Here is a 26630-nt window from a genome sequence, read left to right on the forward strand (position 1 = left end):
TTTAATTAAGAGTGTTTTCAACTGTTTGAATAGAGCTCTCAACGAAAACTACATGATCAGCATGAAGCAGATCGTAGGTAGTAACGTCAGCTGCAAGGGCGACCTTTGATCTCTCCAGGTTCCTGCCCGACAAAACGATGTTCTTGTCTACAGCAGGCAACACCACAAGGGTCTTCTTATCAGCAAGTGCCAAAACTTCAAGCATCTTTATGAAGTCCTTAGTTTTAGGAGCGCTGAAAGTGAAATCCTCTATGACAGAAATCGATTCGCCTTTGGCCTTGTAAGTCAATGCAGACTTACGGGCAAGTGCTTTTACTTTCTTGTTAAGCTTAAATCCGTAAGTTCTTGGTCTCGGTCCGAATATACGACCACCACCAACAAAGACCGGCGACTTGATGCTACCCGCACGGGCAGTACCTGTTCCCTTTTGCTTCTTTATCTTTCTGGTTGAGCCAGAAACTTCGTTACGTTCTTTAGACTTGTGAGTACCCTGTCTCTGGTGAGCTAGAAACTGCTTTACATCTAAATAGATAGCATGGTCATTAGGCTCGATTGCAAATACAGCATCTGAGAGACTAACTTTCCTTCCGGTGTCTTCACCGGTATATTTTTTTACAACTAGTTCCATGTTACTTCTCTAGGATTACGTATGAGTTCTTAGCACCTGGAACGGAGCCACTGACTACAATTAAATTTTTCTCCGGCATGATCTTCATGATCTGAAGGTTAATCACCTTCACTCTGTCACCACCTGTTCTTCCGGCCATTCTAATGCCTTTGAAAACTCTTGATGGAAACGAACATGCACCGATGGAACCGGGAGCACGAAGTCTGTTGTGCTGACCGTGAGTTGCCTCGCCAACACCAGCGAAACCGTGGCGTTTAACAACACCCTGGAAGCCTTTTCCTTTTGATGTTCCGATCGCATCAAGAAACTCGGCCTCTTTGAACACTTCGCCCACCATGATCTTGTCCCCTATCTTCACCTGGCCTTCGAATTCCTCACGGAAATCACGAAACTCAACTACCTTCTTTTTAGGGGTAGTTTTAGCCTTAGCAAAGTGGCCTTTAAGGGCCTTAGGAGTGTTCTTATCCTTCCGCTCGTCATAAGACAACTGGATAGCTTTGTAGCCATCAGTAGCCTCATTCTTCACTTGGGTAACAACGCAGGGACCAGCCTCTATCACCGTGCATGCAACGTTACGTCCATCGGCACCGTAGATACTAGTCATTCCAATTTTCTTTCCAATAATTCCTGACATCGTATTGGTTATAAGTTCTTTATTAACGTTTTCGGCGTTTATCCGCCAAAAAGGACTGCAAAGATAGTAATTTGCTCTGTCCTACAAAACTGTTAACTCTAAATTTTTAAAATATCTATGCACAAAAAAAGAACCAATAACTCTTATCATTATTGGTTCTTTACGAAACAATACTATTTAAGGTCAGACCTTAATTTCAACGTCGACTCCACTTGGCAATTCAAGCTTCATCAGGGCGTCTACTGTTTTTGTACTGTTTGAATAAATGTCTACCAGGCGCTTGTAAGTACAAAGCTGAAACTGCTCTCTCGACTTCTTGTTCACGTGGGGCGAGCGAAGTACAGTAAAGATTTCCTTCTCTGTAGGCAAAGGAATCGGTCCGCTAACTATAGCGCCGGTTGTCTTCACGGCTCTTACGATCTTTTCAGATGATTTGTCAACCAAATTATGGTCGTAAGACTTAAGTTTGATTCTTATTTTCTGTGTCATGATTTTCTTATTTGGCAGCTACACCTTTTGTTTTTGTGATCACGGCATCAGCGATATTCTGAGGCACCTGATCATAATGAGCAAATGTCAAAGAGGCAGTTGCTCTACCTGAACTCATTGTACGAAGGTCGGTTACATAGCCGAACAATTCCGAAAGAGGAACATCTGCTTTGATTACAGACGAAGTACCTTTTGTATCCATGCCCTTCATGATACCTCTTCTTCTGTTCAAGTCACCCGTCAAAGGACCTGTATATTCGTCAGGAGTAACTACTTCAACAGCCATTATCGGCTCAAGCAACACTGGCTTTGCCTTTCTTGCAGCCTCTCTGAAACCAATTCTTGCTGCCATTTCAAATGAAAGGGCATCCGAATCCACATCGTGGAATGAACCATGGAACAGCCTTACTTTCATTGTATCTATAGGGTAGCCAGCAAGAGGTCCATTCTTCATCGAATCGGCAAAGCCTTTCTGAACAGCAGGAATAAATTCTCTTGGGATTACACCACCAACAATACCGTTTACAAACTGTAGACCTTCAGCTGCGTGATCCTCATCTTTCGGCCCAAGCTCAAACACGATATCGGCGAATTTACCACGACCACCGGTTTGCTTCTTGTAAACTTCCTTGTGTTCAACAGTCGAACGAAGTGCTTCTTTGTAAGCCACCTGAGGAGCTCCCTGATTGATTTCAACCTTGAATTCCCTCTTAAGACGATCAATGATAATCTCAAGGTGAAGCTCTCCCATACCTCTAAGGATTGTTTGACCTGTTTCCTCATCGGTATTTACCTGAAGAGTTGGGTCTTCCTCAATAAGTTTGGCAATAGCCATTCCCAGTTTATCAACGTCTGCCTGAGTTTTGGGCTCAATAGCATAGCCGATAACCGGCTCAGGAAACACCATAGACTCAAGCACTATCTTGTGCTTCTCATCACAAAGCGTGTCACCGGTCTTAATATCTTTGAATCCAACTACAGCTCCAATATCACCAGCATGAAGCCTTTCGATTTGGTTCTGCTTATTGGCGTGCATTTGGAATATCCTAGAAATCCTCTCTTTGTTGCCTGATCTTGTATTGTAAACATAAGAACCAGACTCAAGCATGCCTGAGTAAGACCTTACGAAACAAAGGCGGCCTACAAAAGGGTCAGTAGCAATTTTAAATGCCAGGCCTGCAAAAGGCTCAGAAACAGAAGGCTTTCTCGAAATCTCAGCATCAGTATCAGGGTTGATACCTTTAATGCTTTCTCTGTCCATCGGTGAAGGAAGAAGTTCCATCACGTAGTTAAGCATTGTTTGAACACCCTTATTCTTGAACGCCGATCCGCAAAGCATTGGCACAAAAGCCAGGTCTACAGTAGCAGCTCTAAGCGCCTTTACAACTTCGTCTCTTGTAATAGACTCAGGGTCTTCAAAGTACTTCTCCAACAAAGATTCGTCGTACTCAGCAACTGCCTCAAGCAGATGCTCTCTGTACTCCTTCACTTCGTCCTTCATATCTTCAGGAATAGGAACTTCGCTGAAAGTCATGCCGAAGTCATCTTCATTCCATACCATGGCGATGTTTTCAACTAAGTCAACAACACCTTTGAATTTTTCCTCTGATCCGATAGGCAACTGTAACGGAACAGCTTTAGTACCCAATCTTTCTTTCACTTGCTTACATACTGCAAGGAAGTCGGCACCGGAGCGATCCATTTTGTTTACGAATCCAAGACGAGCAACCTTATAGTTGTCAGCCAAGCGCCAGTTAGTTTCTGATTGAGGCTCAACGCCGTCAACAGCACTGAACAAAAACACAAGACCATCTAATACCCTCAGAGACCTGTTTACTTCCACAGTGAAATCCACGTGGCCAGGAGTATCGATAATATTAATGTGGTAATCGTTGTCTTTATATTTCCAGAAAACAGTTGTGGCAGCGGATGTAATAGTAATACCCCTCTCCTGCTCTTGCTCCATCCAGTCCATAGTGGCTGCGCCATCATGAACTTCTCCTATTTTATGATTAACACCTGTATAAAATAGTATACGCTCAGTTGTTGTTGTTTTACCAGCATCAATGTGAGCCGCAATACCAATGTTACGGGTGAATTTAAGATCTCTTGCCATTACGCCTTTTCAATTAAAATCTAAAGTGGGAGAAAGCTTTATTTGCATCAGCCATACGGTGCGTGTCATCCTTTTTCTTCACAGCGGCGCCTTCGCCTTTGGAAGCAGCGATGATTTCGCCGGCCAATTTATCAGTCATTGTTTTTTCACCACGAGTTCTGGCGTATTTAATCAGCCATTTGATTCCCAAGGAAACCTTTCTCTCGGGACGTACCTCCAAAGGAACCTGAAAAGTAGCACCACCTACACGGCGGCTTTTTACTTCAACAGCAGGAGTTACATTGTTAAGCGCCTTTTTCCACACTTCAAGACCATCTTCGCTTGTCTTCTTACTAACAGCCTCAATGGCGTCGTAGAAAATGGAATAAGAAACGCTTTTCTTCCCGCTAAGCATTAAATTATTCACAAATTTGGTTACCAAAGTATCCCCAAACTTAGGGTCAGGGAGGATGTATCTTTTCTTAGGTTTTGCCTTTCTCATTGCGATTAATTATTTCTTTTTAGGTCTCTTAGCACCATACTTAGAACGACTCTGAAGTCTTCCTGTTACTCCAGCAGTATCAAGGGCACCTCTAACGATGTGATACCTTACACCAGGAAGGTCTTTCACCCTACCACCTCTGATAAGCACAATTGAGTGCTCCTGAAGGTTGTGACCTTCACCAGGTATGTAGGCGTTCACTTCCTTACTGTTGGTAAGACGAACCCTGGCTACTTTACGCATGGCAGAGTTTGGCTTTTTAGGAGTGGTAGTGTAAACCCTTGTGCACACGCCTCTTCTTTGAGGACATGAATCAAGAGCTGGTGACTTGGATTTCCATGTCACGGCCGTTCTACCTTTTCTTACTAATTGCTGTATAGTGGGCATTTAGACTGTATTTTTCTGTGTTCCAAAAAATGGAACGCAAAGATATGGATTTATAATTTTTAGTGCAAAGAATTGATGGCGAATAATTATTCAACTATGCTTCACCGACTGTGCCCCCAAAATTCATTGGAAACTTGGGTAACTCATTGGTTGTTTTAATTGTGCCAAAGGTATCTTCGTATTTTCGGACATTTTCCTCCAAAGCCGCCAGGAGTCGCCTGGCATGCTCTGGAGTAATGACAATTCTCGATTTAACCTTTGCCTTTGGTACACCGGGCATCAGTCTTATAAAATCAATAACGAATTCACTGTTTGAGTGAGCAATCATGGCTAGGTTAGCATATACGCCTTCAGCAATTTCTTCTGAAAGCTCTATGTTAATCTGATTAGGATTCTTTTTAGGGTCCTTTTCTTCTTTTGCCATAGCTACTTACTTGCTGACCTCGAAAGATCTTTCCTCAGTTTGTTGCTCTCTGTCTCTATCCCTTGCAGTCAGTGCCTCGTATTCTTCCTTGGAACCAACAACGTCCCTTTGGAAATTACGCCTTCCTGTACCAGCCGGAATCAGATGACCTACGATTACGTTTTCCTTAAGCCCCTTCAGGTGATCGGCCTTGCCACGAATAGAGGCTTCGCTCAACACCTTGGTAGTCTCCTGGAACGAAGCAGCAGATATGAAACTCTCCGTGTCCAACGACGCTTGGGTAATTCCCTGAAGCGACGGCTTGGAAACAGCTGGTTCAGCGCTGCGCACCTCTACGATCTTAAGGTCACGCCTCTTAAGGCTGGAATTCTCATCTCTCAGCCTGCGAGAAGAAATGATTTGACCTGGCTTAAGATTCTCCGAATCACCGGCGTCCATCACTACTTTCTTGTCGAGAATATTATCGTTCTCCTCACGGAAAGCAAACTTGTCGCAAGTTTGTCCAGGTAGGAAACTAGTGTCTCCCGGATCCAGAATCACAACTTTCTGCATCATTTGGCTCACAATGGCCTCAATATGCTTATCGTTGATCTTCACACCCTGCAAACGGTATACTTCCTGTATCTCATTTACAAGGTACTCCTGAACAGCTGTAGGCCCTTTGATAGAAAGAATATCTGCAGGTGTAATAGCACCATCAGACAAGGCATCGCCAGCTCTCACAAAGTCGTTGTCCTGAACAAGGATGTGCTTAGAAAGTGAAACCAGGTAACGCTTCTTCACTCCGTCCTTAGACTCGATGTAGATTTCACGGTTACCACGCTTAATGCCTCCATAAGTAACCACACCGTCGATCTCACTCACCACAGCCGGGTTGGAAGGGTTACGTGCTTCGAACAATTCTGTTACCCTTGGCAGACCACCGGTAATATCTCTCGACTTAGAAGTCATACGAGGTATCTTCGACAGGATTTGCCCGGCTTTCACCTTCTGGCCTTTTTCAACCGCCAAGTGAGCGCCCACCGGAATGTTATAACCTTTCGACTCGTCTCCCTTTCCATTGACAACAATGGCAGGGTTCTTCGTCTTATCCTTTGTATCAATAATTACTTTCTCTCTGTGACCTGTTTGCTCATCAGACTCCTCTTTGAAAGTAATGCCTTCTTCAATTGCATCGAAATCGATAGTACCATCGAATTCTGAAAGAATTACGGCGTTATAGGGATCCCAGAAACACAGTTCCTGTCCTTTCTCTATCTTCTCTCCATCTTTCACCTTCAGGAATGCGCCGTAAGGAACGTGATTACTGATAAATATTTTATCAGACTTCGCATCCTTTATTTTTATCTCGCCAGAACGTCCCATTACCACATTGATGCTTTCTCCTTCATCATTGGTAGTTTTAACAGAGCGTAGACCTTCGAATTCAACAATTCCATCAAACTTGGCACGAATGCTGGCATCTACTGCGATGTTCGATGCAGTACCACCAACGTGGAACGTACGAAGTGTCAACTGAGTACCTGGCTCACCGATCGACTGCGCAGCAATAACACCAACAGCCTCCCCTATCTCCACCATACGGCCAGAGGCAAGGTTACGACCATAACACTTGGCACAAGCTCCCAGGCGGGTTTCGCACGTAAGTACTGAGCGAATTTCCACTTCCTCAATGCTGGTAGCATCAATTCTGGCTGCAAGCTCCTCAGTTACTTCATCACCTGCTGAAACGATAAGTTCGTCAGTGATCGGATCAAATACATCATGTACCGTCACCCTACCAAGAATTCTCTCAGATAAAGGCTCCACTACATCTTCGTTATCTTTCAAGGCCGTAACAACGATACCTCTCAGTGTACCGCAGTCATCTTCGTTGATAACAACGTCCTGCGCTACGTCCACCAAACGACGGGTAAGATAACCCGCATCCGCCGTTTTAAGGGCAGTATCGGCAAGACCTTTACGAGCACCGTGGGTAGAGATAAAGTACTCGATTACGTCCAGGCCTTCTTTGAAGTTAGAAAGGATCGGGTTTTCGATGATTTCACCAACAGAACCCTGAAGGTTCTTCTGAGGCTTGGCCATCAAACCACGCATGCCACCCAGCTGACGAATCTGCTCACGAGATCCACGAGCACCCGAGTGCATCATCATGTAGATCGAGTTGAATCCCTGATCGTCCTCTTCCAGTTGCTTAAGCAGTGTGCCGGTCAACTGAGAGTTGATACGAGTCCAGATGTCAATTACCTGATTGTAACGTTCGTTATCTGTAATAAGACCCATCAGGTAGTTATTCCAAACCACGTCTACTTCTGCTTTCGCAGTTTCAATCATCGTTTCCTTCTCCTCAGGAATCTTAATATCATTCAATCCAATAGAAAGACCACCGATATAAGCAGACTTAAACCCAAGCTCTTTGATATCATCAAGGAACTTAGCAGTTCTTGCCATACCAGTGATTTTGAACACGGTACCGATAATCAACTGTAGTTTCTTCTTGGTCAAAAGCTCATCCACATAACCCACTTCCTCGGGAACGTTCTGGTTGAAAATAACTCTTCCAGCTACTGTCTCGATGATTTTGGTCTCAAGCTCATTGTTCTCGTTAAGAACTTTCGTTCTCACTTTGATATGAGCATGCTTTGAAAGTCTGTCCTCATTAATAGCGATAATAACTTCTTCCGCATTATAGAAGGTTCTACCCTCTCCCACTACAGGATGATCTTTTGTAGACTTCCGGCCTTTGGTGATGTAGTACAGACCCAATACCATGTCCTGAGAAGGTACAGCAATAGGAGCACCGTTCGCAGGGTTCATAATATTGTGAGAAGCAAGCATCAGCGTTGAAGCCTCAAGAATTGCTTCGTGGCCAAGCGGCACGTGAACGGCCATTTGGTCACCGTCAAAGTCAGCGTTGAAGGCAGTACAAACAAGCGGGTGAAGCTGGATTGCTTTTCCTTCGATCAGCTTAGGCTGGAACGCCTGGATACCTAACCTGTGTAGTGTTGGAGCACGGTTAAGGAGTACAGGGTGTCCTTTCAATACGTTTTCAAGAATATCCCAAACTACAGGATCCTTACGATCAACGATTTTCTTGGCAGACTTAACAGTCTTTACAATACCTCTTTCAATCAGCTTTCTGATAATGAACGGTTTGAAAAGCTCAGCGGCCATGTCCTTAGGCAGACCGCATTCGTGCATCTTAAGCTCCGGCCCTACCACAATTACTGAACGACCAGAGTAGTCAACCCTTTTACCTAGAAGGTTTTGACGGAAACGGCCCTGCTTTCCTTTCAGCATGTCTGAAAGCGATTTTAAAGCTCTGTTACCATCCGAACGCACGGCGTTCACTTTTCTTGAGTTGTCAAATAATGAGTCAACCGCTTCCTGAAGCATTCTTTTCTCGTTACGAAGAATTACTTCCGGTGCTTTGATATCAATAAGTCTCTTCAGACGATTGTTTCTGATGATTACCCTTCTGTACAAGTCGTTCAAGTCAGAAGTAGCGAATCTACCACCGTCCAACGGAACCAATGGACGCAATTCAGGTGGAATAACGGGCACCATACGGATCACCATCCACTCGGGACGGTTTTCAATACGGGTACGAGCATCTCTAAATGCTTCAACCACTTTCAGCCTCTTCAAGGCTTCCGCCTTACGCTGCTGAGAAGTATCGGTTGACGCCTGATGGCGAAGATCGTATGAAAGTGAGTCAAGCTCAATTCTCGAAAGAAGCATTTCTAATCCTTCCGCACCCATCTTAGCGATGAACTTGTTAGGGTCAGAGTCGTCAAGGCTTTGGTTCTCTCTAGGAATTTTATCGAGAATATCGAGGTATTCGTCTTCCGTAAGGAAGTCGAGGTAGTTGATACCATCCTCGGCTTTCAAGCCTGGCTGAATAACTACATATCTCTCATAGTAGATGATCTGGTCAAGCTTTTTGGTTGGAAGGCCAAGAAGGTAACCGATCTTATTAGGAAGAGAACGGAAATACCAGATATGAGCAACAGGCACCACCAGTTCGATATGGCCCATGCGCTCACGGCGTACCTTCTTTTCTGTCACCTCTACACCGCAACGGTCACAGATAATCCCTTTATAACGTATTCTTTTATATTTACCACAGTGACATTCCCAGTCTTTTACAGGTCCGAAAATTCTTTCGCAGAAAAGACCACCCATTTCAGGCTTATAGGTTCTATAGTTGATGGTTTCAGGCTGTGTAACCTCACCATGCGAGCTCTCCAGAATAGATTCAGGAGACGCCAAACTAATAGTAACCTTAGAGAAGTCGCTTGTAATTTTCTTATTTTTTCTGAACGCCATAATGTTATTTATATATGGTTGAGGGGCCTAAGCCCCTTGGGATTTTTTAGTCAAGAGTGATTTCAAGTGCCAAACCACGGAGTTCGTGAACCAATACATTGAATGATTCCGGAATTCCAGGCTTCTGCATGTTCTCACCTTTCACTATCGCCTCATATGCTTTGGCACGGCCAACAACATCATCGGACTTAATGGTAAGGATTTCCTGAAGGATGTTGGATGCACCGAATGCTTCAAGTGCCCAAACTTCCATTTCACCAAATCGCTGACCACCAAACTGCGCCTTACCACCAAGCGGCTGCTGTGTAATAAGAGAGTAAGGTCCGATTGAACGAGCGTGCATTTTGTCATCAACCAGGTGACCAAGTTTCAGTACATAAATCACACCGACTGTAACAGGCTGATCGAAACGAACACCAGTAAGGCCATCGGTCAGGTAAGTTCTACCAAAATCGGGCAAACCTGCTTCCTTCAACTCTGCTGCTACCTGCTCCATGGAAGCACCATCAAAGATTGGTGTGGCATACTTGCGACCCAACTTCAAACCTGCCCAACCAAGTACAGTTTCGTATATCTGACCAATGTTCATACGAGAAGGTACACCCAGTGGGTTGAGAACAACATCCACCGGATTTCCATCCTCAGTGAACGGCATATCCTCTTCACGCACGATCTTTGCAACCACACCTTTGTTACCGTGACGACCGGCCATTTTATCACCTACTTTCAGTTTACGCTTCTTAGCCACGTAAACCTTCGCAAGCTGAACGATGCCAGCAGGCAATTCATCACCTACTTCAAGCGTGAATCTTGCTCTCTTGAAATCACCGGCAACTTCATTCCTTGCCTTCATGTAGTTCTTGACCATCTTCACGATGTTCTCATTCACATGAGCATCGGTTGTCCAATTGTCAAGATTTACATCAGAAATCAGGTTGGCCTCCTCCGGAACGTTGTAGTTACTTTCGTCTCTGTAAACGTTCTTAGGTGGGAACAGATTCTCATCGATGTTACGGCCATTGAACTTCACTCCTTTAGAGATCAATTCGTCACCGAACTTATGCTTAACACCCTGCGAGGTCTTGCCTTCAAGTAGCGTAGTCAGCTTCTTCACCATTCGGTTGCGAAGCTCAAGAAGCTGGTTGGAATACTTACTCTTAAGTACTTCCACTTCCTTCTTAGACTTACTTCTAAGGTCTTTATCCTTCTTGGGGCGAGAGAATAGCTTGGTGTCAATAACAACACCTCTGAGTGATGGTGAAGCTTTCAAAGAAGCATCTTTCACATCCCCAGCCTTGTCACCGAAGATTGCTCTGAGGAGTTTCTCTTCAGGAGTTGGATCTGTTTCTCCCTTAGGTGTGATCTTACCAATAAGGATATCGCCTTCTTTTACGTCTGCACCAATCCTGATGATTCCGTTCTCGTCGAGGTTTTTAACAGCCTCTTCGCTAACGTTAGGGATTTCAGAAGTAAGTTCTTCTTCACCACGCTTCGTGTCTCTTACTTCAAGTTCAAACTCTTCGATGTGAATTGAAGTAAAGATATCGTCACGAACTACTTTCTCAGAAATAACGATCGCATCCTCGAAGTTGTATCCCTGCCATGGCATGAATGCCACCTGGAGGTTACGGCCAAGGGCCAATTCGCCTTGTTCGGTAGCAAATCCTTCACACAGTATCTGACCAGTTACCACTTTCTGCCCTTTGAAAACAATAGGCTTCAGGTTGATACAAGTGTCCTGGTTAGTTCTTCTGAACTTAATAAGGTTGTATTCTACGTTTTCGTTATCGAAGCTGATTAGTTCACCTTCGTCGTCTCTATCGTATCTGACAACTATTTTCTTAGCATCTACAAAAACGACCTCGCCATTTCCTTCAGCTGTTACCAGGGTTCTTGAATCTTTTGCAATTCTTCCTTCGAGGCCGGTACCAACGATTGGCGCCTGCGGACGAAGAAGTGGAACTGCCTGGCGTTGCATGTTCGATCCCATCAGAGCACGGTTGGCATCATCATGCTCAAGGAATGGAATCATTGACGCCGCCACAGAAACAATCTGGTTAGGAGCAATGTCCATGTACTTAAGGGTAGGCGGCTCCACAACCGGGAAGTCACCTTCAAAGCGAGCCTTCACTTTGTCGTTCAGATACTTACCCTTGTCATCAATTGGCGCATTGGCCTGGGCAATATAATGCGTATCTTCTTCCTCGGCTGTAAGGTAGAACACGTCGTTTCCGACGATGCCCCCCTCTACCATGCGGTAAGGCGTCTCGATGAATCCCATGCTGTTTACTTTCGCATGCACACACAAGGAAGAGATAAGACCAATGTTTGGCCCTTCCGGTGTTTCAATGGTGCAAAGGCGACCGTAGTGAGTATAGTGTACGTCACGAACCTCGAAACCGGCACGCTCTCTTGACAAACCACCTGGCCCGAGGGCAGACATCCTTCTTTTGTGAGTGATCTCAGCAAGAGGATTGGTTTGATCCATAAACTGCGAAAGCTGGTTGGTACCAAAGAACGAGTTGATAACTGAAGACAGCGTTCTGGCGTTGATCAAGTCAACAGGCTTGAAGTCCTCATTGTCACGCACGTTCATTCTTTCTTTGATGGTACGAGCCATGCGGGCCAGACCAACAGAGAACTGACTGTACAACTGCTCACCTACCGTTCTAACACGGCGATTAGAAAGGTGGTCAATATCATCAACTACCGCTTTCGAGTTGATCAACCCGATGAGGTATTTCACAATTCGAACGATGTCCTCGGTGGTTAACACCCGAACGTCGAAAGATATGTCAAGACCTAATTTCTTGTTAATCCTGTAACGGCCTACTTCACCCAGGTCGTAACGCTTGTCACTGAAGAACAGGCTCTGGATAATATCCCTGGCAGTTTGTTCATCAGGAGCTTCGGTATTTCTAAGCTGACGGTAGATTTGCTCCACCGCTTCTTTTTCAGAGTTAGAATTATCCTTCTGAAGGGTGTTATATATAATAGCGTAGTCTGTTACGTTCACATCTTCCCTGTGCAGGATGATCGACTTAGTGCCAGACTCCAATATTGTGTCAAGATCTTCCTCTCCTATGATTGAATCTCTTTCGAGAACAATCTCATTTCTGTCGATAGAAACAACCTCACCTGTATCTTCATCCACAAAGTCCTCCGTCCAGGTACGTAGCACCCTGGCGGCCAACTTTCTGCCTACAATTTTCTTCAGGTTCTTCTGGTTGGCTTCAACTTCTTCTGACAAACCGAATAGATCCAGAATGTCCTTGTCAGTACCGTATCCAATAGCTCTCAGAAGAGTGGTTACCGGAAACTTCTTCTTCCTATCGATGTAGGAGTACATGACGTTGTTCACGTCAGTGGCAAACTCTATCCAGGAGCCTTTAAAAGGTATGATCCTTGCAGAATAAAGCTTGGTACCATTTGTATGCTTACTTTGAGCAAAGAAAACGCCTGGTGATCTGTGAAGCTGAGAAACGATTACCCGCTCAGCACCATTGATCACGAAAGACCCCTTCTCAGTCATGTAAGGAATATTCCCAAGGAAAACCTCTTGCTCGATAGTCTCGAAGTCTTCGTTGTCTGCATCGTTGCAGGAAAGTCTTAATTTCGCTTTAAGCGGAACCGAGTAAGTAAGACCTCTGTCGATACTCTCATCTACAGAATACTTTGGAGGATCTACAGTATAGTCAATGAATTCAAGAACGAAGTTCTCTCTTGAGTCAGAAATAGGGAAGTTTTCAGCAAACACTTTGAAAAGTCCCTCCTGGATTCTCTTTTCTGCGGGCGTCTCCAATTGGAAAAAGTCTTTGAAAGACTGGAGTTGCACGTCAAGAAAATCAGGATAATCTATAACTGGCTTAATGGAAGAGAAATTGATTCTTTCGGATGTCTTTTTATTAGCCAAAGCTTTAAAGATTTAGTTCTTAATAGAAGGATAAACCCTGTTGTAAATTTCTTCCTGTAGCTAAATTAGCACAAACAGGAAAAGACCTGACGCACTAGCCAGGTCTATTATCTTGGAGCCACCACCTAAAAGTGGCAAAGTAAATTATTTCAATTCTACTTCAGCTCCAGCTTCTTCCAGCTGCTTTTTAAGGGCTTCAGCCTCATCTTTAGCAACGCCTTCTTTCACTGCTTTAGGAGCACCGTCAACTAGTTCTTTAGCTTCTTTCAAGCCAAGTCCAGTAAGGTCCTTCACAAGCTTAACAACTGCAAGCTTAGCAGCTCCCGCTGACTTAAGGATAACATCAAATGAGTTTTTCTCTTCTGCAGCGGCGTCTCCACCACCTGCAGCAGCACCACCTGCAACTGCTACCGGAGCTGCAGCAGCGGCTGGCTCAATGCCATACTCATCTTTAAGAATTGCCGCAAGTTCGTTAACTTCTTTTACAGAAAGATTAACCAGTTGCTCTGCGAATGCTTTCAAATCTGCCATTTTTGAAAATAATTAAATTGTTTCTACGTTCGTTTATGATTCTTTTTCTGACAGGGTCTTTACGATACCTGCCAGTTTGTGCTGACCACTCTGAAGAGCGCCGATCACGTTTTTGGCCGGAGATTGGAGCAATCCAATTACCTCTCCGATCAGTTCGGACTTAGACTTCAAGCTAATAAGCATATCCAGATGCTGTTCACCGATGAATAAATCCTTTTCTATGGAAGCAGCCTTTAATTTAGGTCGACTTTCTTTATCAGCTTTTTTGAAGTCTTTGATAAGTTTCGCAGGAGCCTTTGCGTCTTCTTTTGAGAAGAGAACGCCTGAAAATCCTTTCAAAGCTGTGTCATTGAGTGGTGAGAAATCACCATCAAGTGACTCAAGTGCCTTTCTGATAAGTGAGTTCTTGATTACACGGTATTCAACTCCGCTATCAAAGCACTTACCTCTGAAGTTGTTTACTTCAGCAACAGAAAGACCGGAAGCATCAGTAATATAGAAGTGACCATTGTTGGAAAACTTCTCTTTCAGCTCTTCAATGAGCACTGCCTTATCTTCTCTTGTCATGATTAAATCCCTCCTATCGTATTTTTATCAATAGTGATGCCTGCACTCATGGTGCTAGAAAGGTGGATACTTTTGAAGTACGTGCCTTTAGAAGAACTTGGCTTCAGACGAGCAATGGTCTGGATCATTTCCATCGCATTGTCCCTGATCTGATCAGCCGGGAAAGACACCTTGCCAATACTGGCATGGATGATACCGGTTTTGTCAACTTTAAAGTCGATTTTACCAGCTTTTACTTCTTTTACAGCTTTTCCAACATCCAAAGTAACAGTACCTGATTTAGGGTTAGGCATCAAACCACGTGGCCCCAGCACTCTTCCCAACTTACCCACTTTAGCCATCACGGTTGGCATGGTAACGATCACATCGATATCCGTCCAACCACCTTCAATTTTCTTAATATAGTCATCAAGACCAACGAAGTCGGCACCTGCGTCTTTTGCTTCCTGCTCTTTGTCAGGTGTGCAAAGCACTAATACCTTCACCTCTTTACCGATACCATGAGGCAGGGCAACAACGCCTCTTACCATTTGGTCAGCCTTACGGGGATCCACTCCAAGTCTGATGTCAAGATCAACAGAAGCATCGAACTTAGTGAAGGTAATGTCCTTCACCAGTTTAGCGGCGTCATCAACACCGTACTCCTTGCTGATATCTATTTTGGCCGCAATGGCCTTTTGATTCTTAGTAAGCTTTGCCATTTCTCTCTGATTAATTATCCCAAGGAGCAGCTCCTGTCACCCTAACACCCATGCTTCTTGCAGTACCGGCCACCATTTTCATAGCAGACTCTACGGTAAATGCGTTCAGGTCAGGCATCTTAGTTTCAGCAATTTGCTTCACCTGATCCCATGTAACTGATCCTACTTTGTCCCTGTTGGGTTCAGCAGACCCCTTTTTAACCTTTGAAGCCTCCATTATCAACACTGGCGCAGGAGGCGTCTTGATTACAAAGTCAAAAGATTTGTCGGTATAGATGGTTACTAATACCGGAAGAACCATACCTTGCTTTTCCTGCGTTCTAGCGTTAAACTGCTTGCAGAACTCCATTATGTTAAGACCCTTGCTACCTAAAGCCGGACCAATCGGGGGTGCAGGGTTGGCTTGTCCACCACGCACTTGAAGTTTCAAGTACCCGCTAATTTCTTTAGCCATTTTATTAATCCTGTTTTTCTACCTGGAAATAATTCAATTCAACTGGTGTGTTCCTGCCAAATATTTTCACCATCACGTTGAGCTTTCTTCTTTCCTCGAATACTTCCTCAACCGTTCCTGTGAAACCACTAAATGGCCCATCCATCACCTTCACTATTTCACCTACTATAAAAGGTGTATCTAATTTCTCTTCGGCCTCATCCATCTCGTCTACTTTTCCAAGTATCCGGTTCACTTCATTCTGCCTAAGAGGTACTGGTGCTTTCGTTTTGTCTCTGGAACCCAGAAACCCTATTACACCAGGGATATTCGTTATTGTGTGAAGTATTTCTCCATGCGACAGGTCGGCAGCGATGATGATGTAACCCGGAAAAAAGTTACGCTCTCTTACACGCTTTTTACCATTACGCATTTCGTATACTTTCTCGGACGGAATTAAAACCTGAGGAATAGTTTCCTCCAGATTTTGTCTGGTAATCTCAGTCTCCAGGTAGGTCTTTACTTTCTTCTCCTGCCCGCTTACCGCTCTTACCACGTACCAATTAATTTCTCCCATCCTTCACTATATTTATACTGCCTATTAAAAGGCGTTATAAAACCATTTCAAAGCGTTTTCAAACGCCAAATCTACAACACCGATGAACAAAGCAAATATTAGTGATGCCACCAACACTAGCACGGAGCTACCCTGAAGTTCAGAGTATTTAGGCCAAGTTACCTTGGTTCTCATCTCGTCATAAGACTCCTTTACGAACGCAACCAGTTTATTCATATATTCTTCCGGTTTTTATAGCACGGGTGGAGAGATTCGAACTCCCATCAACGGTTTTGGAGACCGCTATTCTACCCTTGAACTACACCCGTTTAACGAATGCAGCCCGAAAAACGGACTGCAAAGGTATGATAATGTTTTATTATATGCAAATGCGTTTCACCATTAAGATGAAACGCATTTAGCTATTTAAAAACTTAGTCAAGAATTTCAGTCACCTGACCAGAACCAACGGTTCTGCCACCTTCTCTGATGGCGAATCTTAGACCTTTCTCAAGAGCAACCGGGTTAAGCAGTTTTACCTCGATAGTGATGTTATCACCAGGCATTACCATTTCTACGTTTGCAGGAAGAGTAATCTCACCAGTTACGTCAGTAGTTCTCAAGTAGAACTGAGGTCTGTATCTGTTGAAGAAAGGAGTGTGACGTCCACCTTCTTCTTTAGAAAGAACGTAAACTTCAGCCTTGAAGTGAGCGTGAGGCTTCACAGAACCTGGCTTACAGATGATCATACCACGACGGATTTGAGACTTCTCAATACCTCTAAGCAGCAGACCTACGTTGTCACCAGCTTCACCTCTATCCAAAATCTTACGGAACATCTCAACACCAGTGATGGTAGACTTAAGACCTTCAGCACCCATACCGATGATATCAACAGCATCACCTGTGTTGGTTACGCCTCTTTCAATTCTACCAGTGGCAACTGTACCACGACCAGTAATTGAGAACACGTCTTCAACAGGCATAAGGAAATCCTTGTCGATCGCTCTTTCAGGAAGTGGAATATGCTCATCAACGGCGGTCATAAGCTCTTCTACTTTAGCTACCCATTTAGCTTCACCGTTAAGTGCGCCTAGAGCCGATCCCTGAATAACAGGAATAGTATCACCTGGGAAGTCATAGTAAGTAAGAAGCTCTCTGATTTCCATTTCAACAAGCTCAAGAAGTTCTGGATCATCTACCAAATCGACTTTGTTCATGAAAACCACAAGCGCAGGAACACCTACCTGACGAGAAAGAAGGATATGCTCTCTAGTTTGAGGCATTGGTCCGTCAGTCGCAGCAACTACGATGATCGCTCCGTCCATTTGAGCAGCACCAGTAACCATGTTCTTCACATAGTCAGCGTGACCAGGACAATCCACGTGAGCGTAGTGTCTCTTTTCAGTTTGGTACTCGATGTGCGAAGTATTGATAGTAATACCTCTTTCTTTTTCTTCTGGAGCGTTATCGATCGCTGAGAAGTCTTTAATTTCGGCCAGTCCTTTACCCGCAAGAACTGCAGAAATAGCAGCCGTCAAAGTGGTTTTACCGTGGTCAACGTGACCGATGGTGCCAATATTTACGTGCGGTTTAGAACGATCAAAGTTTGCTTTTGCCATATTTGATAATCCTCGATTTAGTTATTAATATATCAGTTAATAGATGTTCAAAATACAGAGAGCCGTTGACGGGAATTGAACCCGTGACCTCTTCCTTACCAAGGAAGTGCTCTACCTCTGAGCTACAACGGCATAAAAGACTTTGGCTTCCACCACCAAGGCCCGACCCGCTGAGCTGCTACCTGAACCAGAAATTATCAGCGTCACAGGTATCCTAGCACTACGGTTCATAAATTAAACAAGAACATAAATGATGAATGACTCCACCTCTTATGTTCTTTGTCTAGAGCGGGCGACCAGGTTCGAACCGGCGACCTACAGCTTGGAAGGCTGTCGCTCTACCAACTGAGCTACGCCCGCATAATGTACTAAGTTTGACGTCCCTCGCTCAGAGGGCGTGCAAGTTATACAATTACACGTCCTAAACAAAGAACTTTCGCTGTGGGGGAAAGAGGATTCGAACCTCTGAAGACATAAGTCAGCAGATTTACAGTCTGCCCCAGTTGGCCGCTTTGGTATTCCCCCAAATCAAACAAAATGACTAAGAACAACCGTTAAAAAAGGCCTGTTGAGGGCCTGTTTCTAAAAGGAAGTGCAAAATTATACGCTTTTTGGTTTTATTCAAATAATTGATTTAAAAAGTAGAAAATATTCCTGACGAACTTCAACTTCTTTAGTTGCCTTCAGCGGCAAGTAAGCTGTTCATAATAGCCTTGGCTCTCTGATCTTCCTCCTTTGCAGCGATTGAGGCAAGTATCTTCCTGTTTTCGGGGGTCTCAGGGATCACCAATGTCATCGACTGGAAAGCGGCAATTCTATTATAATATTCGTTGTCGTTGGTGGCAATATAAGTGAGCACCTTGGCCGTTGACTCATCCTTGTAGAGATCTGTTAACACAACGTACTCAATATAGTACTGCAAAAACATCCAGCGATCCATGCCATGAAAGCTAAGCAAGTTCTTATTGTACCATTTAAGATGTCCCTCTTTCACCTGCTGATTGTAGTAACCTGCAATAGGTGCTGCTATATTAAGGTGTGTCAAGCCAAGAAACTCCCTGAGCCAAATAGGGTCTTCCACGTAATCTTGCAGCAGCACCTCCAGGCCAGCCCCTATCACACTATAAGAAGAATCAGCAAGCGCCTTCTTCATCACCTCATCGATATCGTTCGATTGAGTTTCGCTGTAAGCACTGAAAGCTGCTGCCCTCACTAGCGAACGGCTGTCCGATGTGAGTTTTTGCACAGCCCTTGCAATGTCATTGTTAGTCAGGTGGCCCCGGCCAATCAAATTGTCCAGCGTCATCTCTCTCAAGCGTGGGGATGGGTCTGCCAATCCGAGCAATGCGGCCTTGCCTATCGTAGTAGAGTCCCCTTCAGAAAAGAGTGTTTCCAACGCCTCTCTTCGAAGAGCAAAGGAACTTCCATTGGAAAAGGCCATCAGCAACTCCTGACTTGTTTTGGGCTGATAAATTTCGGCCAGCAAAACTCTTTCCGGATCCACCTCCACCAGCGTTGGCTCCTTCGGCAGCGGCAAAGTCATGGTAATCTCAGGAGCGTCGACTAGCAATTCATGGGTTGTGCTGGTGGTGCCTTCCCAAATTTGAATATCCAAAGGAAAAACAAAGAGTCCAATCGAATCGGACACCTGCAATTGGTTGATGTTGATAGTGAGGCTATCATTGGCATAAGACGTAGATACCTCCAAAACCGGATGCCCCGGCAGTTCAAACCACTGCTCGAAGAACCATTGCAAATCTTCACCTGTGACAGCCTCAAAAGATTTTCGCAGATCATCAATTTCGACTGACTGATAGGCATTTGCCTTTAAGTAATGGTTGAGTGAAGCATAGAAAGCCTCATTCCCTGTATAGTTGCGAAGCATGTGCAGCACAAGGCCGGCCTTTGAATAGCGGTGGCTATCAAACAGGTCGTCGGGATTTTCGTAGAAATAGTTAATGATGGGGTCGACCTTGCCGTCGGCTACCTCGGCCAGGTAATTGTCTTTCTCGATCCATAAATTATAGTCCGCTTCTTCCTTTCCGTACTTGTGCTCGTTCCACATGTATTCGCTGTAATTGGCAAAGCCTTCATTCAGCGCCAGGTTGGCCCATGACTCGCAGGTGACCAGGTCGCCAAACCACTGATGAAAAAGTTCATGCGCAATAATGCCATCCCAATGATCGTCCAATAGCTCCCTCCTGCTCACCTGGAGGTTCTCCATAAAAACGGATGCCGTTGTATTCTCCATGGCCCCAGACACATAGTCTCTGACAACTATCTGGTCGTACTTAGCCCACGGGTATGGATAATCCAACACCTGCGAAAAGTAAGCGATCATTTCTGGCGTGTTCCCAAAAATATCTTTTGCATACTTTTCAAAAGCTGGCTCGACATAGTAAGACAGCTGGAGTGAATCGGCCCAATCGTCAACCTTTGCAAAGTTGCCAACGGCAATCATAGCCAGGTAAGGTGCATGTGGCTTATCAAGTTTCCAGTGGTCTTTCTTAAGGCCGTTTCCCAAATAGCCGGTCGATTGAAGCACGCCATTGGATAACGTGGTTAGCGAAGAGTCAACGGTCAGGAAAATCTCCTGAGTAAACCTTTCATTAGGCGCATCTATGGTGGGAAACCAACGGGAATTGAATTGAGTTTCCCCTTGCGTCCATAATTGCCTCGGCTTCAATGTATCAGCACCAGTCGGGTTGACAAAGAACAACCCCCGGTCGGAAGTTACTGCCTGCCCGGTTTGCGCTGCCCGGTCGTATGGCTTGGCGATGTACTTCATTCTGATTGACAGTGTGTCCGATCTCTTGTAGTCCTTTTCCAAATTAATATAAATGGCCTCACCGTCGTACTGGAACTCCAAAGGAACCGTGGCTGAATTCTTCACTAAATCACAGCCAATTATTTCGAAGCTTTTCGCATCCAGCATCAGTTGGTTCTGAGGATAGAAGTAGGGCTTTATGGTGATATCGGCCTGGCCGATCACCCATTTGTTTCCCCAATCGAACTCCAGGTCAAGCCGGGTGTGCAGGATATCGAAAAATCTGGGACTGGCGGGTTGGTAGGGGGGCAAGTCTATCTCAACAATGGCGTCTTCAGCGCCAGTGGCGTTTGACGAAGTCTGATAGGAAGACCTGCAGCCAACCATTGTCAATAATAATATACATGCGACTGAGAGCAATGCTGTTCCCGACCCAAGCTTTCCTTCTAAAGTGTTCCTGCCCATATCATCACAAAATATTATGTCGTATTTTGCCAAAAAAGAATTCATGGCGAAGGTACTTATAAAAGGTCAAAAAGAAATCGACGTTGACTACCGAACAAATGGGGAGGTCTACCTGAATGGCGGCTTATTTAATCATGAGGTAGTTGAGGTGAAGCCAAACCACTATCACGTAATAAAGAGTGGGAAGGCTTTTGAGGTAGAAATAGTTGGCACCGACAAGGCTTCGAAAATGGTTTCGTTGTTGGTAAACGGAAAAAAGGTGGAGGTAGCCGTCAAAGACAAGATGGATATTTTACTTGAAAAACTGGGCATCTCAAATACCACGGCAAAAAAAGCTAACGACCTGAAAGCGCCTATGCCCGGGCTTATCCACGAAATAAAGGTGAGCGAGGGCCAGGAGGTTCATCAGGGCGACCCCATCTTGATTCTGGAAGCTATGAAAATGGAAAATGTACTTAAATCGCCTGGTGACGGAATTATCAAGGCCATCTCTGTTGAAAAAGGGCAAAGCGTTGAAAAAAATCAGGTACTAATTACATTTTCCTAAGGCATAGTCGAAGGCTTTCATTTATATTTGCCTGATTTAACCATTCTTTTACCCCATACAAAAGCACGGAAGACCGGCTCTATGAAATACAAACGAATATTACTAAAACTAAGCGGCGAGGCACTCATGGGTGGTCAGAAATATGGCATTGACCCCGCACAACTTGAACAATATGCCCAGGAAATAAGAAAAGTTAAAGATGAGGGCCTTGAGGTCGCCATTGTTATTGGTGGTGGTAATATCTTCCGTGGCGTACAATCATCTACTATTGGGATTGACAGGGTTCAAGGCGACTATATGGGCATGCTGGCAACAGTGATTAATGCTATGGCACTGCAAAGTGCACTTGAGGCCCATGGCATGTTTACCCGCCTTATGTCAGGTATAAAAATGGAGCAAGTTTGTGAGCCTTTTATCAGGAGAAGAGCCATCAGGCATCTCGAAAAGGGAAGGATCGTGATTTTTGGAGCGGGCATAGGCAATCCCTACTTCACAACGGACTCGACGGCCAGTTTGAGAGCCATTGAAATTGAAGCCGACGTTGTACTAAAAGGCACCCGAGTTGACGGCGTTTACTCAGCTGACCCCGAAAAAGATCCAAATGCCACCAGATACGCTCAGATTTCTTTTCAGGAAGTTTATGAAAAAGGATTGAACGTAATGGACATGACCGCCTTCACGCTATGCCAGGAAAACAACCTACCGATTATTGTATTTGATATGAACAAGCCCGGCAACCTTATCAATGTTGTGAAAGGCGAGGAAGTGGGCACTCTGATAAATTAACGTTTTTAAGAATGAACGAGGAGATACAACTATTTCTAGAGGAAGCAAAAGATTTGATGGACAAGGCGATTGTCCATTTTTCGGCAGAGCTTGCAAAAATAAGGGCTGGAAAAGCGATGCCCAACATGCTTGATGGTATCATGGTCGATTACTATGGCGCCATGACTCCCATACAGCAAGTTGCCTCTGTTAATACGCCCGATGCCAGAACACTTGCCATCAAGCCCTGGGAAAAGAACATGATCTCAGAAATTGAAAAATCGATCATCAATAGCGACCTGGGCCTAAACCCCCAAAACAACGGGGAGATGGTAATGATCAATGTTCCGCCCTTAACAGAGGAAAGAAGAAAAAACCTTGTCAAACAAGTAAAAGCGGAGGCAGAAACTGCCAAAGTGAGTGTGAGAAATATCAGGAAGGATGCCAACGAATCGATCAGAAAGCTGATGAAAGAGGGGGCTGCTGAAGACGATGTGAAAAGGGCTGAGGATGAAGTGCAAAAGCTTACCGATTCGCACTCAGTAAAAATCGACAAACTTGTAGATGCCAAAGAGGTGGAGATTATGACGGTGTAGCACCGCCCGACAATACTCAATCATTGGGGAGCTGTGGTATTCAAGCACAGCTCTTTTTTTGCATTATAAATAAAGCTTCTTCTGTCCTATCATTTCATTTACGCTGTCGGGGATAAGGTACTTGACAGACTTGCCCATCTTTATTTGTTTCCGAATGAACGTGGCCGATATGTCCAGTAAAGGGGCATCAACAATTTTTACGTTTGGATTATCTCTGAGATCGGACGGATTCGACTGGGGCCGTGGGTACACAAGCAGCCCGTGGTTTTCTAAAATGACATCAAAGTTTTTCCATTTAGGAAAAGAAGCGAGGTTGTCCTCCCCTATTATCAGCTTGAATTTATGCTGAGGGTGCTTGTCCGTTAAATATGCAAGGGTATCCACCGTATAGCTGGGTTTGGGCATGTGAAACTCGACATCAGTAACTTTGAAATGATAATTGTCGTGAATAGCGGCCTGCACCAGGTCGAACCTGTCAAACTCATGCTCCAGGTTGCTTCGTCTCTTCAATGGGTTCTGAGGGCTTACAACAAACCACACCTCTTCAATTTCGGTATTCTCCAACATAGTGTTGGCAATAATGAGGTGCCCAACATGGATAGGATTAAATGAACCAAAATACAGACCGATATCCAATAGATTGATGTTTTGTTCCTGGCAGTACCTCGTCACACGCCAGCGAAGGTGATTCGAAAGGCTAAGCTAAAAAATCTTTCACAATTTGTAGAGACATGTCTTTCGCCTTCTGCAAGTCGTCATTGAGCACTGTCACGTCCAGTCGTTTTTCGAAGGTCATTTCATATTTAGCCTTCTGAAGGCGTTTTTCGAGTGTGTCTGCAGTTTCAGTATCACGCTTTTGAAGTCTTTCCTGAAGTGTGTTCAAATCAGGCACTCTGACAAATACCGCCAGGGCATCGTCTCCAAAGTATTTCTTAAGGTTCAGCGCACCGTGCACTTCCACATCAAAAATAACATCTTTCCCCAAAGCCCATATTCTGTCTATCTCTTCTTTGAGTGTGCCGTAAAAAGATCCGTTGTAGACCTCTTCCCATTCTATAAATTCGTCTCTTTCAATTTTACTCTGAAAATCGCTAAACGAAAGGAAGTAATAGTCTTTTCCGTTCACCTCCTGGTTTCGAGGCTTCCTTGTTGTGGCCGAAATGGAAAAGGCAAGAGAAGGAATATGATCTAAAAGATGTTTTACCAGTGTTGTTTTACCAGAACCTGACGGAGCAGTAAAAATAATTGCTTTGCGCATTAACCTTCAGGGGCAAGAGAAACAGAAATTTTCGATTTTATTGAGTTGAGCAAATCTGCAGGGACTTCACGCTTTTCAAGCTTAGTACGCAAGATGTTTCGAATCTCCGTTTCAACTTTGTAGTTTTTTAAACAGGGCAGGCAGCTATCGAGGTGACTCCGCAAATAATCTTCCTGAGTTGGCGACGCCTCATTGTCAAGTAGCAGATGCAAAATTTCAATACATTTCACTGACTCCTTGCAGCCTTCCTTTGCAGAACTTTGTTCCATTCTCTGTCAATTTCAATCACGAAAATTACGAAAAAAATTATTTGTAGCCCATTGTCTGAGCATATGATTTTAGCTTCTCCTTGAGTAGATTTCTAGCTCTGTGCAATCTCGATCTCACGGTACCTATTGGAATGTCGAGAATCTTCGCCATCTCTTCGTAGGTAAAACCTTCCAGGTCACAAAGTATGATTACAGTTCTGAAATCGACATCCAGCGCATTCAGCGCATTGGAGACCTCATCACCAATCATGTTTTGTAAAGCGTCTACTCTCAGGTCGACCGTTATATGTTCATCAACATCATCCGAGTTGTAATAAGTTTCAACTTCCTGATAATCAACTTTAGCAGGCTCCTTGCTTTTCTTCCTGAAGTCGTTGATGAAGCTATTCTTCAAGATTCGGAACAACCACGCCTTGGCGTTGGTTCCTTCCTGAAATGAATCTATAAATCGAAATGCTTTGAAATAAGTTTCCTGCACAAGATCCTTTGCCTCATCGTCGTCAAAAGTAAGACGATAAGCAAAATTGTACATCGAGTCAATATGCGGCAAAAATTCCCCGTTAAAGATTTTCATCTTCTTTGAGTCACTATAGCTGTGCCGCTTTGGCCCTTCCATGGTTTCTGTTACGGTTGTTGACATGTCAATGAATTCAGCAAATTCCTTGCCCAACTGGCGGGCTATTTAGAATCAATCTCTTTTTACATAATACGACAAATCACCCGGGTTTGTTAACCAGCCCAATTTGCGAAATACGGACTGTTTTCACCTACTTTCGTTCAAAATATTAAAAAAAGGCCCTTTTTGGGGGCCTTTTCTCTGTCATGAAATTATGTCAGTAATTTTAGTAACGGTAATAATCAGGCTTGTATGGGCCTTCAAGAGAAACGCCTATGTATTCGGCCTGATCGGGGCTAAGTGTATCAAGTTCGCAACCAATCTTAGCCAGGTGCAGTCTCGCTACCTTCTCGTCGAGGTGCTTGGGCAATGTGTACACCGCATTTTCGTACTTGTCAGTGTTTGTCCAAAGCTCCAATTGCGCTAAAACCTGATTGGTAAAGCTATTTGACATCACAAAAGATGGGTGCCCAGTGGCACAGCCAAGGTTTACCAACCGGCCTTCAGCCAACACAAGTATTTCTGATCCTTCGATATTGTAAAGATCTACCTGCGGCTTGATGACAACTTTAGTCTGACCGTAGTTCCCATTTAACCATGCCATATCAATTTCATTGTCAAAGTGGCCAATGTTACAAACAATAGCCTTGTCCTTCATGCTTCTGAAGTGCTCTTCTTTGATGATGTCCTTGTTGCCTGTAGCGGTTACAATGATATCAGCTTCTTTAACGGCAGTAGCCATTTTCTTCACTTCGTATCCTTCCATCGCCGCCTGCAAAGCGCAGATAGGGTCGATCTCAGACACAATCACCCTCACACCACAGCTCTTAAGCGACTCAGCAGAACCTTTTCCTACGTCACCAAATCCAGCAACAACGGCCACTTTACCAGCCATCATTACGTCGGTAGCTCTGCGAATGGCATCCACCAACGACTCACGGCAACCATATTTATTGTCAAACTTCGACTTGGTCACAGAGTCGTTCACGTTGATAGCAGGCATTGGTAAGGTGCCCTTTTTCATCCGCTCGTACAAACGGTGAACGCCGGTAGTTGTTTCCTCAGAGAGACCTTTGATGCCAGGTACCATCTCAGGGTATTTATCCAATACCATATTAGTAAGGTCGCCACCATCGTCAAGGATCATATTGAGAGGCTTGCGATCATCGCCAAAAAATAGAGTCTGCTCTATGCACCAGTCAAACTCTTCTGCATTCATGCCTTTCCATGCGAACACCGGGATGCCAGCCTCGGCAATTGCAGCTGCGGCATGATCCTGTGTAGAAAATATATTGCAAGAAGACCAGGTAACATCCGCACCCAGTTCAACCAGCGTTTCAATAAGCACGGCTGTTTGAATAGTCATGTGCAAACAACCCGCAATACGGGCTCCTTTAAGAGGCTTGGAAACACCATATTCTTCCCGGAGTGCCATCAAACCAGGCATTTCGGCTTCTGCCAGACGGATTTCTTTCCTGCCCCAATCGGCCAGTGAAATGTCTTTTACTTTGTAATTAAGACTTGTTTCAATCATTT

25 protein-coding genes and 4 tRNA genes are annotated in these 26630 nt (G+C 44.5%); 3 read left to right on the plus strand and 26 right to left on the minus strand.

The features are described 5' to 3' along the window. Position 1: 1 nt before the first annotated feature. From rplD to RIF36_RS21460, 21 genes are all read right to left on the minus strand, one after another. A complete protein-coding gene (gene rplD, locus RIF36_RS21360; protein ID WP_350077464.1) occupies positions 2-628 on the minus strand; it encodes a 50S ribosomal protein L4 in 627 nt (208 codons plus the stop codon). 1 nt (position 629) lies between these two features. Then, the gene (rplC, locus tag RIF36_RS21365) at positions 630-1262 is read right to left on the minus strand and encodes a 50S ribosomal protein L3 (RefSeq protein ID WP_151997941.1); all 633 of its coding nucleotides are present in this window, start codon (positions 1260-1262) and stop codon (positions 630-632) included. Positions 1263-1445: 183 nt separating this feature from the next. Beyond that, a complete protein-coding gene (gene rpsJ / locus RIF36_RS21370) occupies positions 1446-1751 on the minus strand; it encodes a 30S ribosomal protein S10 (protein WP_151997940.1) in 306 nt (101 codons plus the stop codon). Positions 1752-1758: 7 nt separating this feature from the next. After that, the gene (fusA, locus tag RIF36_RS21375; RefSeq protein ID WP_151997939.1) at positions 1759-3867 is read right to left on the minus strand and encodes an elongation factor G; all 2109 of its coding nucleotides are present in this window, start codon (positions 3865-3867) and stop codon (positions 1759-1761) included. Positions 3868-3880: 13 nt separating this feature from the next. Further along, positions 3881-4348: a 30S ribosomal protein S7 gene (gene rpsG / locus RIF36_RS21380; protein WP_151997938.1), complete on the minus strand. Its 468-nt coding sequence runs from the start codon at positions 4346-4348 to the stop codon at positions 3881-3883. Between the two features lie 9 nt (positions 4349-4357). Beyond that, positions 4358-4735, minus strand: a complete 378-nt coding sequence (gene rpsL, locus RIF36_RS21385; protein ID WP_151997937.1) for a 30S ribosomal protein S12 — start codon at positions 4733-4735, stop codon at positions 4358-4360. Positions 4736-4829: 94 nt separating this feature from the next. Continuing rightward, on the minus strand, positions 4830-5159 hold the full coding sequence (locus RIF36_RS21390) for a DUF3467 domain-containing protein (RefSeq protein WP_151997936.1): 330 nt from the start codon (positions 5157-5159) through the stop codon (positions 4830-4832). A 6-nt stretch (positions 5160-5165) separates the two neighbouring features. After that, a complete protein-coding gene (gene rpoC / locus RIF36_RS21395) occupies positions 5166-9488 on the minus strand; it encodes a DNA-directed RNA polymerase subunit beta' (protein ID WP_350077459.1) in 4323 nt (1440 codons plus the stop codon). Positions 9489-9534: 46 nt separating this feature from the next. Continuing rightward, positions 9535-13401, minus strand: coding sequence for a DNA-directed RNA polymerase subunit beta (rpoB, locus tag RIF36_RS21400; protein WP_151997934.1), 3867 nt, complete (start codon positions 13399-13401; stop codon positions 9535-9537). A 144-nt stretch (positions 13402-13545) separates the two neighbouring features. Beyond that, positions 13546-13932, minus strand: coding sequence for a 50S ribosomal protein L7/L12 (gene rplL / locus RIF36_RS21405; RefSeq protein ID WP_151997933.1), 387 nt, complete (start codon positions 13930-13932; stop codon positions 13546-13548). Between the two features lie 33 nt (positions 13933-13965). After that, a complete protein-coding gene (gene rplJ / locus RIF36_RS21410; RefSeq protein WP_151997932.1) occupies positions 13966-14499 on the minus strand; it encodes a 50S ribosomal protein L10 in 534 nt (177 codons plus the stop codon). Positions 14500-14501: 2 nt separating this feature from the next. Then, positions 14502-15200, minus strand: a complete 699-nt coding sequence (rplA, locus tag RIF36_RS21415) for a 50S ribosomal protein L1 (protein WP_151997931.1) — start codon at positions 15198-15200, stop codon at positions 14502-14504. A 10-nt stretch (positions 15201-15210) separates the two neighbouring features. Further along, positions 15211-15654 carry a 50S ribosomal protein L11 gene (rplK, locus tag RIF36_RS21420; protein WP_151997930.1) on the minus strand — a complete coding sequence of 148 codons (444 nt, stop codon included), beginning with the start codon at positions 15652-15654 and terminating at the stop codon, positions 15211-15213. A 4-nt stretch (positions 15655-15658) separates the two neighbouring features. After that, complete coding sequence (nusG, locus tag RIF36_RS21425) at positions 15659-16210, minus strand: transcription termination/antitermination protein NusG (protein ID WP_151997929.1); 552 nt, start codon at positions 16208-16210, stop codon at positions 15659-15661. A gap of 24 nt (positions 16211-16234) precedes the next feature. Further along, entirely contained in the window at positions 16235-16426 is a 192-nt protein-coding gene (gene secE, locus RIF36_RS21430; RefSeq protein ID WP_151997928.1) for a preprotein translocase subunit SecE, read from the minus strand. Between the two features lie 21 nt (positions 16427-16447). Next, positions 16448-16518 (minus strand) — tRNA-Trp (locus RIF36_RS21435). Positions 16519-16623: 105 nt separating this feature from the next. Further along, a complete protein-coding gene (tuf, locus tag RIF36_RS21440) occupies positions 16624-17811 on the minus strand; it encodes an elongation factor Tu (protein WP_151997927.1) in 1188 nt (395 codons plus the stop codon). Between the two features lie 60 nt (positions 17812-17871). Further along, positions 17872-17943 (minus strand) — tRNA-Thr (locus tag RIF36_RS21445). Between the two features lie 155 nt (positions 17944-18098). After that, positions 18099-18171, minus strand: a tRNA-Gly gene (locus RIF36_RS21450). A gap of 82 nt (positions 18172-18253) precedes the next feature. Further along, positions 18254-18336 (minus strand) — tRNA-Tyr (locus tag RIF36_RS21455). A 148-nt stretch (positions 18337-18484) separates the two neighbouring features. Continuing rightward, a complete protein-coding gene (locus RIF36_RS21460; protein ID WP_350149602.1) occupies positions 18485-21043 on the minus strand; it encodes a M1 family metallopeptidase in 2559 nt (852 codons plus the stop codon). Positions 21044-21086: 43 nt separating this feature from the next. Between RIF36_RS21460 and RIF36_RS21465 the strand changes: the two genes are divergently transcribed. The 3 genes from RIF36_RS21465 (at position 21087) to frr (ending at position 22951) form a co-directional block, all read left to right on the plus strand. Then, entirely contained in the window at positions 21087-21590 is a 504-nt protein-coding gene (locus tag RIF36_RS21465; RefSeq protein ID WP_350122640.1) for a biotin/lipoyl-containing protein, read from the plus strand. Positions 21591-21671: 81 nt separating this feature from the next. After that, a complete protein-coding gene (gene pyrH, locus RIF36_RS21470) occupies positions 21672-22376 on the plus strand; it encodes a UMP kinase (RefSeq protein ID WP_151997924.1) in 705 nt (234 codons plus the stop codon). Positions 22377-22387: 11 nt separating this feature from the next. Beyond that, on the plus strand, positions 22388-22951 hold the full coding sequence (gene frr / locus RIF36_RS21475; protein ID WP_151997923.1) for a ribosome recycling factor: 564 nt from the start codon (positions 22388-22390) through the stop codon (positions 22949-22951). Between the two features lie 63 nt (positions 22952-23014). Here the strand turns inward: frr and nadD are convergent, their stop codons facing one another. The 5 genes from nadD to ahcY form a co-directional block, all read right to left on the minus strand. Then, positions 23015-23587 carry a nicotinate (nicotinamide) nucleotide adenylyltransferase gene (gene nadD, locus RIF36_RS21480; protein ID WP_350122642.1) on the minus strand — a complete coding sequence of 191 codons (573 nt, stop codon included), beginning with the start codon at positions 23585-23587 and terminating at the stop codon, positions 23015-23017. Positions 23588-23648: 61 nt separating this feature from the next. Continuing rightward, positions 23649-24209: a guanylate kinase gene (gmk, locus tag RIF36_RS21485; protein ID WP_350122644.1), complete on the minus strand. Its 561-nt coding sequence runs from the start codon at positions 24207-24209 to the stop codon at positions 23649-23651. Beyond that, positions 24209-24478, minus strand: coding sequence for a zf-HC2 domain-containing protein (locus tag RIF36_RS21490; RefSeq protein WP_339787116.1), 270 nt, complete (start codon positions 24476-24478; stop codon positions 24209-24211). Before RIF36_RS21490 ends, gmk begins: the two co-directional genes overlap by 1 nt. 37 nt (positions 24479-24515) lie before the next feature. Further along, positions 24516-25094 (minus strand): sigma-70 family RNA polymerase sigma factor, encoded by a 579-nt coding sequence (locus RIF36_RS21495; protein ID WP_151998053.1) that lies wholly within the window; start codon positions 25092-25094, stop codon positions 24516-24518. Positions 25095-25320: 226 nt separating this feature from the next. Continuing rightward, positions 25321-26628 carry an adenosylhomocysteinase gene (gene ahcY, locus RIF36_RS21500; RefSeq protein WP_350077449.1) on the minus strand — a complete coding sequence of 436 codons (1308 nt, stop codon included), beginning with the start codon at positions 26626-26628 and terminating at the stop codon, positions 25321-25323. Positions 26629-26630: the final 2 nt, after the last annotated feature.

Origin of the sequence: Imperialibacter sp. (assembly GCF_040222815.1) — a bacterium.
In the GTDB taxonomy this organism is placed as follows: Bacteria; Bacteroidota; Bacteroidia; order Cytophagales; family Cyclobacteriaceae; genus Imperialibacter.

Bases quoted from the DNA above. Each gene is read 5' to 3' on its own strand.
- frr (WP_151997923.1), top strand. From the start codon at position 22,388: ATGAACGAGGAGATACAACTATTTCTAGAGGAAGCAAAAGATTTGATG.
- secE (WP_151997928.1), bottom strand. From the start codon at position 16,426: ATGAATAAACTGGTTGCGTTCGTAAAGGAGTCTTATGACGAGATGAGA.
- rplL (WP_151997933.1), bottom strand. From the start codon at position 13,932: ATGGCAGATTTGAAAGCATTCGCAGAGCAACTGGTTAATCTTTCTGTA.
- rpoC (WP_350077459.1), bottom strand. From the start codon at position 9,488: ATGGCGTTCAGAAAAAATAAGAAAATTACAAGCGACTTCTCTAAGGTT.
- rplA (WP_151997931.1), bottom strand. From the start codon at position 15,200: ATGGCAAAGCTTACTAAGAATCAAAAGGCCATTGCGGCCAAAATAGAT.
- RIF36_RS21465 (WP_350122640.1), top strand. From the start codon at position 21,087: ATGGCGAAGGTACTTATAAAAGGTCAAAAAGAAATCGACGTTGACTAC.
- RIF36_RS21460 (WP_350149602.1), bottom strand. From the start codon at position 21,043: ATGGGCAGGAACACTTTAGAAGGAAAGCTTGGGTCGGGAACAGCATTG.
- rplD (WP_350077464.1), bottom strand. From the start codon at position 628: ATGGAACTAGTTGTAAAAAAATATACCGGTGAAGACACCGGAAGGAAA.
- rplJ (WP_151997932.1), bottom strand. From the start codon at position 14,499: ATGACAAGAGAAGATAAGGCAGTGCTCATTGAAGAGCTGAAAGAGAAG.
- tuf (WP_151997927.1), bottom strand. From the start codon at position 17,811: ATGGCAAAAGCAAACTTTGATCGTTCTAAACCGCACGTAAATATTGGC.
- RIF36_RS21490 (WP_339787116.1), bottom strand. From the start codon at position 24,478: ATGGAACAAAGTTCTGCAAAGGAAGGCTGCAAGGAGTCAGTGAAATGT.
- RIF36_RS21495 (WP_151998053.1), bottom strand. From the start codon at position 25,094: ATGGAAGGGCCAAAGCGGCACAGCTATAGTGACTCAAAGAAGATGAAA.
- fusA (WP_151997939.1), bottom strand. From the start codon at position 3,867: ATGGCAAGAGATCTTAAATTCACCCGTAACATTGGTATTGCGGCTCAC.
- rplK (WP_151997930.1), bottom strand. From the start codon at position 15,654: ATGGCTAAAGAAATTAGCGGGTACTTGAAACTTCAAGTGCGTGGTGGA.
- RIF36_RS21390 (WP_151997936.1), bottom strand. From the start codon at position 5,159: ATGGCAAAAGAAGAAAAGGACCCTAAAAAGAATCCTAATCAGATTAAC.
- pyrH (WP_151997924.1), top strand. From the start codon at position 21,672: ATGAAATACAAACGAATATTACTAAAACTAAGCGGCGAGGCACTCATG.
- gmk (WP_350122644.1), bottom strand. From the start codon at position 24,209: ATGCGCAAAGCAATTATTTTTACTGCTCCGTCAGGTTCTGGTAAAACA.
- rpsG (WP_151997938.1), bottom strand. From the start codon at position 4,348: ATGAGAAAGGCAAAACCTAAGAAAAGATACATCCTCCCTGACCCTAAG.
- rpsJ (WP_151997940.1), bottom strand. From the start codon at position 1,751: ATGACACAGAAAATAAGAATCAAACTTAAGTCTTACGACCATAATTTG.
- ahcY (WP_350077449.1), bottom strand. From the start codon at position 26,628: ATGATTGAAACAAGTCTTAATTACAAAGTAAAAGACATTTCACTGGCC.
- rplC (WP_151997941.1), bottom strand. From the start codon at position 1,262: ATGTCAGGAATTATTGGAAAGAAAATTGGAATGACTAGTATCTACGGT.
- nusG (WP_151997929.1), bottom strand. From the start codon at position 16,210: ATGGGAGAAATTAATTGGTACGTGGTAAGAGCGGTAAGCGGGCAGGAG.
- rpsL (WP_151997937.1), bottom strand. From the start codon at position 4,735: ATGCCCACTATACAGCAATTAGTAAGAAAAGGTAGAACGGCCGTGACA.